The following is a 12,773-nucleotide window of genomic DNA, read 5'->3' as shown; positions in this document are numbered from 1 at the left end:
TCACCGAGTGGGATCTGTTTGGATCGCCAGCGTCTCGATAAATGGCTGTGGCATGCGCGGGTGGTGAAGGCGCGCACTTCTGCCGCCGAGCTGGTGGCGTCAGGCCATGTCCGCGTCAATGGCGTGCGCGAGAAATCGCCCGGGCACGCCGTGAAGGCCGGCGACGTCGTCACCATCGCGCTCGATCGCGCCGTGCGCGTCTTGAAGGTGACCGGTTTTTCCGAGCGGCGCGGCGATGCGGCTGCCGCGCGCGTGCTCTTTGAGGATTTGCAGAAAGCCGACGAATAGCTATCTGCAATGGGCCGGCAGGATTGCTGCGAAACCGCTGTTTCGGCCGGTCAGCTTCCCGTTCAGCTTCCCTTGCGGCAGCGCACATCCTGCGCTAGGCAACCCCTTCAGCCGCCCGTTCCGTCCGTCCCGGAGTTTTGGATGACTTACGTCGTCACTGAAGCCTGCATCAAATGCAAATACACCGATTGCGTTGAGGTCTGCCCCGTCGACTGCTTCTACGAGGGCGAGAACATGCTGGTGATCCATCCGGACGAATGTATCGATTGCGGCGTGTGCGAGCCGGAATGTCCGGCCGACGCCATCAAGCCGGACACCGAGCCGGGCCTGGAGAAGTGGCTCGAGGTCAACAGCGAGTACGCCAAGAGCTGGCCCAACATCACCCAGAAGAAGGATTCGCCGCCCGATGCGAAAGAAATGGAGGGTGTCGAGGGCAAGTTCGAGAAGTATTTTTCCCCCAACCCCGGAACAGGCGACTGATTCGCCCGTTACCCGGAAACAACGGGATGGGGCCGGTTCCGGCCCTATAAAGTCCGCCGGTTTAACCCTAATCGCGTAGAGATCGGCAATTTAGCCCCGTTTATGCCCGGAATCGGGCGTAAATCATTGATTTTTGCGGAAAATGTGCTATATTGGGCACATTCGAGCCGAACCCGTCAGCCCGCGCTTAAAGGCCCCTATGGGTTCCCGTCAAAAACCTTGCAACAGGGGCGTGGCAGTTCCGCGCGCAGGCTGTGTCACAGAAAACGCGTAAAACGAGTGCTTCCAAGAATACCAAGAAAGCCGCTTCGGCCAGCCGCAGCGCATCCAAGGGTCGTGCCAAGGCGTCCGTGAAGGACGTCAAGAAGGCTGCGGCTGCAAAGTCCTCCAAGAACAAAAGAAGCGCAATGCCTAACAAGACTGCAAAAACTGTCGCGAAAGCGGCCGGTTCGAAGACCACTGCTTCGAAGGTCGCCGCGAAGACTGCTCCCAAGGCTCCTGTCGTCAAGACCGCTGCCGTCAAGGCCGCGGCTTCTGCGCCGAAGGCTGCCGTGAAGCCGGCCGCCCCGCCGCGCCCGGAGGAGAAGAAGGTCGTGACCCAGCGCCAGGGTTTTAAGGCCAACGAGTTCGTGGTCTATCCCGCCCACGGCGTCGGCCAGATCCTCGCGATCGAGGAACAGGAAATTGCGGGCGCCAAGCTCGAGCTGTTCGTCATCAATTTCATGAAGGACAAGATGACGCTCCGCGTGCCGACCGCGAAGGTCGCCAATGTCGGCATGCGCAAGCTGTCCGAGCCGGCGCTGGTCAAGAAGGCGCTGGAGACGCTGAAGGGCCGTGCCCGCGTCAAGCGCACGATGTGGTCGCGCCGCGCCCAGGAATACGAAGCGAAGATCAACTCGGGCGATATCGTCGCGATCGCGGAAGTCGTGCGCGACCTCTATCGTTCGGAATCGCAGCCCGAGCAGTCCTACTCGGAGCGCCAGCTCTATGAAGCCGCGCTCGATCGCCTGTCGCGCGAAATCGCGGTCGTGCAGCACTCGACCGAGACCGAGGCGGTCAAGGAAATCGAGAGCCAGCTCGCCAAGAGCCCGCGCCGCGGCGCCAAGACCGAAGCCGATGCGGTGGCTGAAGGCGAGGGCGAAGAAGGCGACGACCTCGATTCCGAAGGCGACGATGCCGCGGTCGAGGACGAGGCAGCCTGAAAGGGTTCGACGGATTGAGAGAAAAGCCCGGCAGCGATGCCGGGCTTTTTGTTTGGGGGATTGGTTTGACGCGCTCTCTCACCCGTCATTGCGAGGAGCCCGCGACAAAATTGCAAAGCAATTTTGCGAAGGAGCGACGAAGCAATCCATACTTCCTTGCAGCACGATGGATTGCTTCGCTTCGTTCGCAATGACGGCTGTTTGCGTGTCGCGATCTCTTCACGCCGCCAGCGCGTCGCGGTTGACTTCGCGCTTGGCGAGCTTGGTCAGCGCCTCGTCGAACCGCCTCTCTTCCTCGAGGCTGAGGTGGAGCATCTTCTGCTCGTCGCGCAGATCGAGCTGGCCGGCGAGTGCCGCAGCGGTGCCATAGGCGGCGATCTCGTAATGCTTCAGTTTTTGCACCGATGCGATCAGGCCGGCATCGCGCAGGTCGTCCGCTTTCAGCATGATGAGCATCTTGGCGGTTTCCCTGATCAGCGCCTCCATGGCCTGGTCGATATGCGCCATCGGGTCGGCGCCGTGCTTCTTCAGTATGGTGATCAGCCGGTCGGCCTGCGTTTCCGTCTCGGCGCGATGATGGATCAGAACCCGCTTGAGTTCCGGATGCGAAGCGGCGCCCGCCAGGCGCAACAGCGCATCGGCCAGTTGCCCTTCGACGCTCGCGAGTTCCTGTAGCTCTGCAAGGAACATGTCCCTGAAATTGTTGATCTCCATGGCGGCTGCCCTTTTGTTGATGGGTGCGCCGATAGAAGTGGAACAGGATGCGGCGCACGTCTCCCGCGCCCCCAGCGCCGGCTCAACAAATTTCTCGCGCCACCCGTTCCCCGGAACCATGCTGGTTTCCGCGCGGCACCATGTCAGCAATGTTCGGACATGCCATCAGCGGCAATTGCGGGCATTGCGTTGCGCCATCGAGGCGCCAGGCGGGCGTATCGATGGCTCAGTCCGCCCACGCCGGGTCGCCCGTGAAGACGATGGTCAGCCAGCGGTCGGGCCCTTCGTCGCCGATCGTTTCGCCGATCTCGTCGCGAAGCGCATCCCAACCGGCAATGGCCTTCGGCGGGATGTCTGCGGGAACAATGAAATAGAGTTCGATCTGTCTTAACCGGCCGACTTTCGCGACATAGGCGCGGTATGAGGCGAAGCCGTGCTTTGCCACAAAGGCCCGCGCGGCGGAGTCGACATGCTGTTTAAGATCCGCCGGGGTAACAAGGAAGATATCCGAAAAGGCTTGCCTGACGTCCGATATCGGCAGCGGGATGATGATCGCGCACACGATCGCAAGAATGGCCGGATCGATATAGGGTGAGATCCACTGCCATGAGGTGCCCTGAACCGCATAGCCGAGGCAGAAGGCGATCAGGAGGGCGGCGGTGATCCCGACGGACATGATCCAGCCCTTGATATCGAGCCGGACGAAGTCCGAGCCGATCCGGCGGTTGGCACGGACCTCAACGAAAGCCGTCGCCGCGCAGACAACCACGGTCACGACCGCGTAGACGATCGCCAGGCCGAATTCCAGGTCGCGTCCGCCTCTCAGCAGACTGCCGACGGCATTGACGAGCGCGTAGAGGGAGAGCCCGATCAGCAGCGTGCCCTTCACCGCCAGCACCATGGGCTCCAGATGCCAGAATCCCATGGAGAAGCGCTCCCGAAGCTTGCGGGAAAGCTGCTCCGACGTCGCATAGGAGGCGATGAGATTCACGACGAGGAGCGACAAGAGACTCACGCTCGCATCGATCAGCGAAAAAACGCCGTCGAACACAATGGAAAACGAGCCCGAAGCAAGGCCAAAGCCGATTCCCAGTGATGCTACGAAGAGCGTGACGGCGATGGATGTTCTCAGGATGCCGGGCTCGTCGCTCAGGTCGAAGAAAGCGGCTTTCACGCTCATGTTCGCGCTCCACTGCCGAATGCGCGGGAGCCTATCTTACGGACGCTGGAACGTCTTAAATTTTCTGCCGCATTGCCTCGACCTTCGAAAGACAGAACAAATCGCGCCATGACCCGCGGCCGGTGCGGGTCTCGGCTTCCCCACGATCATGCCGGGCATTCGAAAGCCCGCCAAGGATTCTGAAACGGCTCCGCCAGCAAAGCCTAGCGCACAGTATCCCGCCGCAGCCCGCCAGCGGATTCCTCGCGCTTGACCTCGGGGAACAGCCACATCGCAAAGATCATGAAGGCGCCGAGGAAGGCGACCACATACTGGATGCGGTCGTGGCCGAGCGTGTTCTGCCAATAGGCGGCAATCGCCGTCACCAGGACGACGACCAGCGACAGTGCGAGTTTGATTCTGACAGGCATGGCTCGATCTCCCGATTACGACATGGCGACCCATGAAAGACCACCGACCTTCGCGAGCACCGCGAGGGCGATCGCCTGCACGCCAGCGAGCACGAGCAGTCCCGTGCGGCCATCGCGCAGCGATGCAGGCAGGGCCTCGAACAGGCCAGGCGCGAACAGCACCACAAGACCACCAACGACGATCAGCGTGCTCCATCGGAGCTCGGTGTAGCCGAAAAAACCGGTCCCGGTCAGCAGCAGGACCAGCAGCACCGCATTGCCCGCCACCAGCAGCGCGGCGAGGCTCGATCTTGCCGTGTCAGGCCGCGCGCGCAGCGGAAACATCCCGGCCAGGATCAGGAAGGCCAGCGCGCAACCGGTCGCAAAGACGGCGAAATACAGCGAGGAAACCCAGTTCGGCTCGATGGCGTCCATCGCCTTGCCCTTCGAAGCACGAGGCCTATTCGGCCGGCGTCGCATATCCCGTCGGCGGCGACGTCATGGCCGGCTTCGGCGTGCGCGAAGTCTTGCGCATGTCGGTCTTCACGTAGCGGGTGTCATAGCCGTTGAAGAGATGACCGAGCAGGCCGCGGTTCAGGTCGGAGGTGCCGAACACCCAGTCCATGACCGGGAAGGTCAGGTTCATGTTGCGCTCCATCATGATCGACTGGTTGTGATGGGCGGTATGGTGGCGGCGGATCGTGTTGACGAAGGGAGCGTTGCGGACGAACCAGCCCTCGTCGACATGGCAGCAGAAGTGCATGAACTCGTAGATCAGGTACATCGACGTCGTCGTCGCGATCAGCAGCCAGCCGACATTGGGCGAGACCAGAAAGCCGAGCACCAGCGCCGGCGGGATCGACATCATCGTGAATGTCACCAGCGCGTAGGGCGGAAAGAACGTCACGCGCCAGTCGTGATGGTCGGCAAAGCGCATCTCCTGCTCGGTGAAGAACTGGTGATGCATCAGGGTGTGGCGGTTGTAGATCGCCCGGAACGCCTTGATCTGCGACGGCCGGTGCATGACGTAGCGGTGGATCCACCACTCGAAGAAATTGGCGAACAGGAACGTCACCGGCACGATCAGCAATTCCCACCAGCGCAGATTGCTGATGTTGGCGAAATAGACCGACAGCGCCGTGAATCCGATCACATAGATGACGAAGACATGCACCCAGCCATTGTACCAGCCGGCGATGCGATATCGGTAATTTGCCCGGTAATTGCGCTGCCGCTCGGTCATCGGGCTTGATGTCAGTTCCATCGCTCGCCTCCGTCGCTATGCCTGCAATTCCCGTCGTTCGCGTCTGATATATCACCAATCTATTAGCCGGGCAATGGCGCTGTTTTGCCGCGTTTCCCCGAAAAATCGCTTGATGCAATGTCGCTGATATATTTATGGTATGGCAACAGGCGCGCGATAGACGCGCCGCTACCCTCGGGAGGGATTTCCATGAAGCTGACGCGCCGCGACTTTTCCAAGCTGGCAGGAACCGGAATTCTGGCCGCCGCCGCGCCGGGGATCTTTGCGCCGGCACTGGCGCAGAACAAGCCGCTTCGGATCGGCATCATCGCACCGCGATCGGGCGCCGCCGGAACCGCCGGCGAGTGCGGCATCCGCGCGGTGCAGTGGGCGGTGGAACGCCTGAACAAGGACAGCGGCATTGCCGGGCGCAAGATCGATCTGGTGATCGAGGAAGAAACCAATCCAAAGGACACGATCGAGCGGCTCCGGCGTTTGATCCTGCAAGAGAAGGTCGATGCCATTCAGGGCCTGATCTCGACCGGCGTCAGCCTCGGTGTCGCGCCGGTGGCCGAGGAGGAGCAGGCGCTTGTGGTGATGTGGGACGGCACCACGCAGGACGGCGTCAAGGAAATGCTGCCCAATCCGAAATACGTGTTCCGCTCCACCGACAATGAATGCGAAGCGGTGATGGGATCGCTGCTGGCGGTCAAGCACTTCAAGGGCAAGTTCAAGCGCGTGGCCGGCATCAACCCGGACTATTCCTACGGCCGCAATAATTGGGAAGCGTTCCGGCAAATCCTGACGCGCTACGGCATCGAGGCGGAATACGTCGCCGAGCAATGGCCGAAGGTCGGCACCATGGACCTGACCTCGCACATCGCCGCGCTGAAGGCGGCCAAGCCCGACCTGATCTTCTCCTCTATGCTGTTCGCCGACCTGCCTGTGTTCATGAAGCAGGGACACGCCGCAGGCCTGTTCGACGGCGTCAAGATGGTGCTGCCGGCGGCCGGCTGGCAGATCAACCAGCTCAAGAAGGAATTTACGCCGGAAGGCATCATCTTCGGCCACAACACGCTGTACTTCGACCTTCCGCAGGCCTCGCCGCTACAGAAGGCCTTCGTGCAGGACTACATGGACAAGTACAAGGAAGCGCCGCACTGGGAAGCCGACCGTGCCTATTTCGCGATGGCGACCTACAAGGCCGGTGTCGAGGCCGCGCAAAAGGCCGCCGGCAAATGGCCGACCCAGGAGCAGGTGGCCGAAGCGATCCCCGGCCTCGAGGTGGAAAGCCTCGGCGGCAAGGGCCGCTTCCGCAAGGACAAGATCGCCGAGCAGGTGTTTTACCAGGGCCCATCCACCAACACCAACAAGTACGATTTCCCGACGCTGGCCTCGGTCGACGTGTTCGAGGCTTCGCAACTTCAGAAGCCGCCCGGCGCGGATTTCTGGGAGTGGATCAAGACCGCCAAAATGCCGGTCTGAGGCATGACGGAGCTTGTGGACGTCATCCTCGGCGGAACGTTCCACGCCGCCGTGCTGTTCCTGGTCGCCGCGGGCTTGCAGCTCGTGTTCGGCGTGCAAAAGCTTGTCAATCTGGCGTGCGGCTCGTTCTATGCGCTGGGCGCCTATTTCGGCATTACGGCGGTCGGCCTTGCGCTCAAGCTCGGCCTGCCGCCGCTGCTGTTCTTTCCGGTGCTGATCCTGGCGGGCCTTGCCATCGGCCTCGTCGGACTGCCGATCGAGCGGGTGCTGCGCACGATCTACCGGCGCGACGAGAGCTATCAACTGCTGCTCACCTTCGGCTTCCTGCTGATGTTTCAGGACGTGTTCCGCTATATCTGGGGCGCGACGCCGCGCACCATGGATAACGTCTATCTCGTCTACGGCACCGCGAACGTGCTGGGCGTGCGGGTGCCGACCTATAATCTGCTGGTGATTGCCGCCAGCATCGCCATCGCGGTCGGGCTCGGATACTTCCTGGAGCGGACGAAGACCGGGCGCATCGTGCGCGCCACCGCCGAGAACCGCGACATGGCCGAGGGGCTCGGCGTCAACGCCTCGAAGATTTTTGCGCTGGTGTTCACCGTCGGCTGCATGCTGGGCACGGTCGGCGGCGCGCTGGTGGTGCCGTCGGGCGCCGCCTCGCTCGACATGGCGGTCGAACTGGTCGTGGAATCCTTTGCGGTGGTCGTCATCGGCGGGCTCGGCAGCATGCGCGGGGCGATCGTCGGCGCGCTGATCGTCGGCCTGATGCGCGCGGCGTCGATCTCGCTGATGCCGGAGATGGAGATGCTCTCGGTCTATCTGGTGGTGGTGCTCGTGCTGATCGTCCGGCCGGCCGGCTTGTTTGGAAAGGCCACCGCGTGAGCATGCCGTCGGTCGACATTGCTTCGCCTGCCGTGCCGCGCGCGATGCCGCGGGTCAGCGGGCTATGGGTGCTGCTCGCCCTGCTTGCGATCATGGCGCTGCTGCCGTTTGTCGCCTCGCCCTATGTGCTGCTCTTGATGCTGCCGTTCATGGGCTATGGCATCGCGCTATTGGGTTTCAATCTGCTGTTCGGTACGACCGGATTGCTGTCGTTCGGCCATGCGATGTTTCTCGGCATCGGCGCCTATACGGCCGCGGCGCTGACCTCGAAATTCGGCGTGAAGAGCTTTGAGCTGCTGCTGCTGGCGGCTGCGCTGGGCTCAGGTCTGGTCTCGATCGTCACCGGCCTGCTGTGCGTGCGCTACACAAGAATCTTCTTCGGCATGCTGACGCTGGCGTTCGGCATGCTGTTCCACTCCTTCCTGTTCAAGTTCTACGCCGTCACCGGCGGCGATCAGGGCATGCGCGTGCTGCGGCCGCTGCTGCTCGGCATGGAGTGGCGCGGCGGCAAGACCGCGTTCCTGACCGGGCCGTTCTACTACTACTCGCTGGTGCTGTTCGCCCTGCTGGGCCTTGCGATGTGGCGCATCACGCAATCGCCGTTCGGCCTGCATCTGAAGGCGATCCGCGAGAACGCCGGCAAGGCCGCCTATGTCGGCGTGCAGATATTTCGCATGCGGCTTGCGGCCTTCGTGATCTCGGCGGTTTATGGCGGCATCGGCGGCACGATTTTGGCCGTCACCACGGGCCTCGCCGATCCCGAACTGGCATACTGGACCCATTCCGGCAATCTCGTGTTCATGGCGGTGCTCGGCGGCAGCGGCACCTTTGCGGGACCCGCGATCGGCGCGCTGGTGTTCGTGCTGCTACAGGATTTCGTGATGTCGCTGACGCAATACTGGCGCTTCGTGATGGGCGGCGTGCTGGTCCTGCTGGTCGTGTTCCTGCCGCAAGGCCTGTCGGGGGCCGTCAGCCTCCTGTTCAATCGGCGCAACGGAGGGCGATGAGATGCAGCCCAATCGCGCCGCCGCTCCCAACGCCGAACCCTTGTTCGAGACGATCAACGTCACCAAGAGCTACGGCCCGTTTACGGCGCTGCGCGACATTTCCTTTGCTGTCAGCGACGGCGAATTCGTCTCGATCGTCGGGCCGAACGGCGCCGGCAAGACCACGCTGGTCAATGTCGTCACCGGCCTGTTGCGGCCGACGGTCGGAGAAGTGCGCTTTCTCGGCCAGGACATCGCCGGCGTCGGCCCGGTGGAGCTGGCGCGCCGCGGCATGTCGCGCGCTTTTCAACTGGTGAATATCTTTCCGGCGCTCACGGTGCGCGAAACGCTGGCGGTCGCGGTGGCGTCACGGCTGCGGCGCATCGCCAATCCGTTCCGCTCGCTGTGGCGGGACAGCGTCCTGCAAGCCGATATCGAGCGCGTCGCCGAGGTGCTGGGCCTGCGCGGCAAACTCGATACCGTCGCTTCGACGCTTTCCCAAGGTGAAAAGAAGCTGCTCGACATCGCTAGCGCTTTTGCGCTCAATCCGACCGTGATCCTGCTCGACGAGCCGACCAGCGGCGTCTCGACCGGCGACAAGCATGCCATCATGGAGGTGCTGGTCACCGCCGCGAAGGCGGCCGGCGTCCGCGCCATCGTGCAGGTCGAGCACGACATGGACCTGGTCGAGCGCTATTCACACCGTATCGTCGCGCTACAGGGCGGCGCCATGCTCGCCGACATGCCGCCCGACGCGTTCTTCAAGGACCCGGCGATGATCGCGGCCGTGGTCGGAACCCGTCCGCAAAGCAAGAAGGCGCATTGATGCTGGACCTGTCGAACCTCAAGGTCGATATCGAGGGCAGCCGCATCCTCAACGGCATCAGCCTGACGGTGGGCGCGGGCGAACTCGTTTGCCTTGTGGGGCGCAACGGCGCCGGCAAGACCACGACGTTTCGCAGCATCATGGGCTATCGCCGTCCGCTAGCGGGCAGCATCACCTTCGAGGGCACCGATCTCACGAAGCTTGCGACCTGGCAGATCGCGCAAGCCGGCATCGGCTTTTCGCCCGAGGAGTCCGAGGTCTATGCCGATCTGACGGTCGCGGAGAATATCGAACTCTCGACCTGGACGCGGCCGACCGGCCGGGCGGCCAATGTCCGCACCGAAGAAGCCTACACGGTGTTTCCAAAGCTGCGGCAATATCTGGCGCGCGGCGGCGCGCAATTGTCGGGCGGCGAGCGCAAGATGGTGTCGATCGCCCGCGCGCTGACGCTCGATCCGAAGTTGCTGCTGCTGGACGAGCCGTTCGAAGGATTGTCGCCGGCGATCATTCCGCTGATCGCGGAAGGGGTCGCCTCGATCCGCGCCATGGGCAAGGGCGTGCTGATGGCCGAATCCAACGTGCACCACATTCCCGAATATGCCGACCGCATCTATGTATTGGAGCGCGGCGAGGTGATGTTTTCGGGTACGCTGGCGCAAGCCCATCGCGATCGCAATGTCATGCGGGTGATCGCAGGCCAGGTCGAGACTGCCTCATAAAAGATAGGAGAGCAGCATGAAACACTATATCGGAGACCGCACCATCGATGGCGTCAAGGTGACTGTCGACGGCGCGCCGCTCGATCCCGCCACCGGCGTGGCCGAGTACACCAAAAACGGTTTTGAGTGGAGCTATGAGGGCCCGGAGCCGCGCCAGCTTGCGCTGGCGCTATTGGTCGATCATCTCGGTGACCAAAATGCCGCCAAAGCGGCGGTCGAGGGCTTTATGCAGGCGGTGGTCGCCAATTTCGGCAATGAGTGGGAAATGACGTCCGATGACATCGATCTGGCGCTGACGGCGCTTCCCGGCAAGGCGGTCGCCTGAATGTCGCTGCAATACCGGGCCGCCGTGCTGCATGCGGCGCAGACGCCGCTGTCTATCGAGAAAGTCACCGCTGCTGAATTGCAGCCGACGGACGTACTGGTGCGGATCCGCGCCGCCGGCCTCTGCCATACCGATCTCGAAGTGATCGACGGCTCGCTGCGCTATCCCATGCCGATCGTGCTCGGCCATGAAGCGGCGGGCGTGGTCGAGCAGACCGGCGCAGCGGTGCGCGGCGTCAAGGTGGGCGACCACGTCGTGCTGTCCTGGAATCCGCATTGCGGGCATTGCTTCTATTGCGACCGCGACGCGCCGATCCTGTGCGAACAGTATCTCGGCGAAGGCCCGAAGGCGCGCGCGTTCGACGGCGGCAGCCGCGCGGCGCTGGCCGATGGCAACGAGGTCCGGCAACTGATGTTTCTGGGCTCGTTCGGCGAATATTGCATCGTCTCCGATCAGCAGGCGATCCCGGTGCCGAAGGAAATCCCGTTCGACCGCGCCTGCCTGATCGGCTGCGGCGTGATGACCGGCGCCGGTGGCGCGCTCAATCTCGGCGCCATCGCGCATGGCGACACCGTGATGGTGATCGGCTGCGGCGCGGTGGGATTGTCTGCGGTGCAGGGCGCGCGGCTGGCCGGCGCCGGCGCCATCATCGCGGTCGATCTCGACCCGGCCAAGCTGGCGCTTGCTGCCAAAATGGGCGCGACGGAGGGTGTCAACGCATCGAAGGAAGATGCGGTTGCCTTTGGGAAACGCGCGACCGGCGGCCGCGGCGTCGATGTGGTGATCGAGGCGGCCGGCAGCGCGGCGGCATTCCGCTCTACCACCGAGGCGGTGCGGCCCGGTGGCCATGTGATCTGGCTCGGCAAGGTCGATGTCGAAAAGGACGTGTCGTTCCGCTGGGGCTCGCTGATGCAGGAGAAGCGGATCCGCCGCTCCAGCTACGGCAACGCGCGCCCACGCCGCGATTTTCCCCTGCTGGCGCGGGCCTATCTCGACGGCGCCTTGATGCTGGATGAATTGATCTCGCGCCGCATTGCGCTGGAGGAAATCAACGAGGGCTTTGCGGCGCTGAAGCGCGGCGAGACCATCCGCAGCGTGATTATGTTTGAATAATTTGCCTGTAGGATGGGTAGAGCGAAGCGAAACCCATCATCTGGTTGTGCGAGAATTGATGGGTTTCGCTGCGCTCTACCCACCCTACGGCGGCGGCGCGGGCCGCCCGCTCAAGTATCCAGCGTCTTTCGCGCGAAATCCTCGATGTAGTCGATCAACTTGTCGGAGGCGATCGCGGCGGCCTTGGCCTTTTTCTGCGACACGGCTTCGGCGACTGCGGCGTGCAGCTTTGCAGCCAGCGGCAGGTCGGCGACCTCCTGATAGTGCTGGTACCAGAACCGGCGCGACAGCGCGTTCATCAGTCCCATCGAGCGCCGGGCGAATTCGTTGCGCGCCGCGGTGGCGATCAGCATGTTGAAGCGCTGGTCGAGCCGCATGAAGGCGATGTCGTCGGACTTTTCCGCGGCTTCCATCATGGCCTGCGCCACTTCGGCGAATTCGGCGCGCTCTTCCGGCGTGGCGCGCTCGGCGGCGAGCGAGGCCATCAGCCGCTCCAGCTCGCGCCGGACCTCCAGCAGCCGCAATTGCAGGCGCAGATTGATCTCGGAGACCATGATGCCGCGCCTCGGCATGATCACGACGAGGCCGTCGCGCGCCAGCCGCTGTAGCGCTTCGCGGATCGGGGTGCGCCCGATCTTCAGCCGTTGCGCCAGCGCCTGTTCCGATAGAATCGTGCCGGGCGACAATTGCAGGGTGACGATCATCTCCTCAAGCTCGCGATAGGCCCGGTCGGTGAGAGTGCCGTCCTCGGCCTCGCCGTTGCGGGCTCGCCGCTTTGTCGAAGTTTTTGCTTTCAAGACGCCCCTCATTGCGGCTTGCGAACAGGCGGATCACCGCCCAACCCAAGCATATATCGATCATATATCATGGAAGCGTGCAGAGGCCACAGCCTCATCCGTCGTCCCGGCGGAAGCGGGGACCCATAACCACAGGTGGGT

16 protein-coding genes are annotated in these 12,773 nt (G+C 63.0%); 10 read left to right on the top strand and 6 right to left on the bottom strand.

The features are described 5' to 3' along the window. Positions 1 to 18: 18 nt before the first annotated feature. From JQ628_RS24795 to JQ628_RS24785, 3 genes are all read left to right on the top strand, one after another. The gene (locus tag JQ628_RS24795) at positions 19 to 288 is read left to right on the top strand and encodes an RNA-binding S4 domain-containing protein (RefSeq protein WP_212226305.1); all 270 of its coding nucleotides are present in this window, start codon (positions 19 to 21) and stop codon (positions 286 to 288) included. Between the two features lie 141 nt (positions 289 to 429). Then, positions 430 to 768: a ferredoxin FdxA gene (gene fdxA / locus JQ628_RS24790; RefSeq protein ID WP_212226304.1), complete on the top strand. Its 339-nt coding sequence runs from the start codon at positions 430 to 432 to the stop codon at positions 766 to 768. Between the two features lie 407 nt (positions 769 to 1,175). Then, positions 1,176 to 1,970 (top strand): CarD family transcriptional regulator, encoded by a 795-nt coding sequence (locus tag JQ628_RS24785; protein WP_212226303.1) that lies wholly within the window; start codon positions 1,176 to 1,178, stop codon positions 1,968 to 1,970. Positions 1,971 to 2,189: 219 nt separating this feature from the next. Here JQ628_RS24785 and JQ628_RS24780 read toward each other — a convergent pair whose 3' ends face one another. The 5 genes from JQ628_RS24780 to JQ628_RS24760 form a co-directional block, all read right to left on the bottom strand. Next, positions 2,190 to 2,684, bottom strand: a complete 495-nt coding sequence (locus JQ628_RS24780) for a ferritin-like domain-containing protein (RefSeq protein WP_212226299.1) — start codon at positions 2,682 to 2,684, stop codon at positions 2,190 to 2,192. A gap of 226 nt (positions 2,685 to 2,910) precedes the next feature. Then, positions 2,911 to 3,837, bottom strand: coding sequence for a cation diffusion facilitator family transporter (locus JQ628_RS24775; RefSeq protein WP_433996162.1), 927 nt, complete (start codon positions 3,835 to 3,837; stop codon positions 2,911 to 2,913). A 230-nt stretch (positions 3,838 to 4,067) separates the two neighbouring features. Further along, the gene (locus tag JQ628_RS24770; RefSeq protein ID WP_212226294.1) at positions 4,068 to 4,274 is read right to left on the bottom strand and encodes a hypothetical protein; all 207 of its coding nucleotides are present in this window, start codon (positions 4,272 to 4,274) and stop codon (positions 4,068 to 4,070) included. Positions 4,275 to 4,289: 15 nt separating this feature from the next. Further along, entirely contained in the window at positions 4,290 to 4,688 is a 399-nt protein-coding gene (locus tag JQ628_RS24765) for a hypothetical protein (RefSeq protein ID WP_212226291.1), read from the bottom strand. Positions 4,689 to 4,713: 25 nt separating this feature from the next. Further along, positions 4,714 to 5,517, bottom strand: a complete 804-nt coding sequence (locus JQ628_RS24760) for a sterol desaturase family protein (RefSeq protein ID WP_212226288.1) — start codon at positions 5,515 to 5,517, stop codon at positions 4,714 to 4,716. Positions 5,518 to 5,706: 189 nt separating this feature from the next. On the opposite strand from JQ628_RS24760, the gene JQ628_RS24755 reads away from it, so the two are divergent. From JQ628_RS24755 to JQ628_RS24725, 7 genes are read left to right on the top strand one after another with little or no spacing between them, the layout of a single operon-like run. After that, positions 5,707 to 6,981, top strand: a complete 1,275-nt coding sequence (locus tag JQ628_RS24755) for an ABC transporter substrate-binding protein (RefSeq protein WP_212226285.1) — start codon at positions 5,707 to 5,709, stop codon at positions 6,979 to 6,981. Between the two features lie 3 nt (positions 6,982 to 6,984). Continuing rightward, positions 6,985 to 7,866 carry a branched-chain amino acid ABC transporter permease gene (locus tag JQ628_RS24750; protein ID WP_212226282.1) on the top strand — a complete coding sequence of 294 codons (882 nt, stop codon included), beginning with the start codon at positions 6,985 to 6,987 and terminating at the stop codon, positions 7,864 to 7,866. Further along, complete coding sequence (locus JQ628_RS24745) at positions 7,863 to 8,873, top strand: branched-chain amino acid ABC transporter permease (protein WP_212226280.1); 1,011 nt, start codon at positions 7,863 to 7,865, stop codon at positions 8,871 to 8,873. The genes JQ628_RS24750 and JQ628_RS24745 overlap by 4 nt, the downstream gene beginning before the upstream one ends. Position 8,874: 1 nt before the next feature. Then, complete coding sequence (locus JQ628_RS24740; protein ID WP_212226277.1) at positions 8,875 to 9,678, top strand: ABC transporter ATP-binding protein; 804 nt, start codon at positions 8,875 to 8,877, stop codon at positions 9,676 to 9,678. After that, positions 9,678 to 10,397 carry an ABC transporter ATP-binding protein gene (locus JQ628_RS24735; RefSeq protein WP_212226274.1) on the top strand — a complete coding sequence of 240 codons (720 nt, stop codon included), beginning with the start codon at positions 9,678 to 9,680 and terminating at the stop codon, positions 10,395 to 10,397. The genes JQ628_RS24740 and JQ628_RS24735 overlap by 1 nt, the downstream gene beginning before the upstream one ends. 16 nt (positions 10,398 to 10,413) lie before the next feature. Then, complete coding sequence (locus tag JQ628_RS24730; protein ID WP_212226272.1) at positions 10,414 to 10,722, top strand: DUF6166 domain-containing protein; 309 nt, start codon at positions 10,414 to 10,416, stop codon at positions 10,720 to 10,722. Next, positions 10,723 to 11,835, top strand: coding sequence for a Zn-dependent alcohol dehydrogenase (locus JQ628_RS24725; protein WP_212226270.1), 1,113 nt, complete (start codon positions 10,723 to 10,725; stop codon positions 11,833 to 11,835). A gap of 110 nt (positions 11,836 to 11,945) precedes the next feature. Here the strand turns inward: JQ628_RS24725 and JQ628_RS24720 are convergent, their stop codons facing one another. Continuing rightward, the gene (locus tag JQ628_RS24720; RefSeq protein ID WP_212226269.1) at positions 11,946 to 12,644 is read right to left on the bottom strand and encodes a GntR family transcriptional regulator; all 699 of its coding nucleotides are present in this window, start codon (positions 12,642 to 12,644) and stop codon (positions 11,946 to 11,948) included. Positions 12,645 to 12,773 lie beyond the last annotated feature (129 nt).

The sequence above is a fragment of the Bradyrhizobium lablabi genome (genome assembly GCF_018129385.1).
Taxonomy (GTDB): domain Bacteria; phylum Pseudomonadota; class Alphaproteobacteria; order Rhizobiales; family Xanthobacteraceae; genus Bradyrhizobium; species Bradyrhizobium lablabi_C.
This window is presented reverse-complemented; position numbering and strand designations above follow the sequence as displayed.

Coding starts and splice junctions, on each gene's coding strand:
- fdxA (WP_212226304.1), top strand. CDS start 430: ATGACTTACGTCGTCACTGAAGCCTGCATCAAATGCAAATACACCGAT.
- JQ628_RS24785 (WP_212226303.1), top strand. CDS start 1,176: ATGCCTAACAAGACTGCAAAAACTGTCGCGAAAGCGGCCGGTTCGAAG.
- JQ628_RS24780 (WP_212226299.1), bottom strand. CDS start 2,684: ATGGAGATCAACAATTTCAGGGACATGTTCCTTGCAGAGCTACAGGAA.
- JQ628_RS24770 (WP_212226294.1), bottom strand. CDS start 4,274: ATGCCTGTCAGAATCAAACTCGCACTGTCGCTGGTCGTCGTCCTGGTG.
- JQ628_RS24765 (WP_212226291.1), bottom strand. CDS start 4,688: ATGGACGCCATCGAGCCGAACTGGGTTTCCTCGCTGTATTTCGCCGTC.
- JQ628_RS24760 (WP_212226288.1), bottom strand. CDS start 5,517: ATGGAACTGACATCAAGCCCGATGACCGAGCGGCAGCGCAATTACCGG.
- JQ628_RS24755 (WP_212226285.1), top strand. CDS start 5,707: ATGAAGCTGACGCGCCGCGACTTTTCCAAGCTGGCAGGAACCGGAATT.
- JQ628_RS24750 (WP_212226282.1), top strand. CDS start 6,985: ATGACGGAGCTTGTGGACGTCATCCTCGGCGGAACGTTCCACGCCGCC.
- JQ628_RS24740 (WP_212226277.1), top strand. CDS start 8,875: ATGCAGCCCAATCGCGCCGCCGCTCCCAACGCCGAACCCTTGTTCGAG.
- JQ628_RS24735 (WP_212226274.1), top strand. CDS start 9,678: ATGCTGGACCTGTCGAACCTCAAGGTCGATATCGAGGGCAGCCGCATC.
- JQ628_RS24730 (WP_212226272.1), top strand. CDS start 10,414: ATGAAACACTATATCGGAGACCGCACCATCGATGGCGTCAAGGTGACT.
- JQ628_RS24725 (WP_212226270.1), top strand. CDS start 10,723: ATGTCGCTGCAATACCGGGCCGCCGTGCTGCATGCGGCGCAGACGCCG.
- JQ628_RS24720 (WP_212226269.1), bottom strand. CDS start 12,644: ATGAGGGGCGTCTTGAAAGCAAAAACTTCGACAAAGCGGCGAGCCCGC.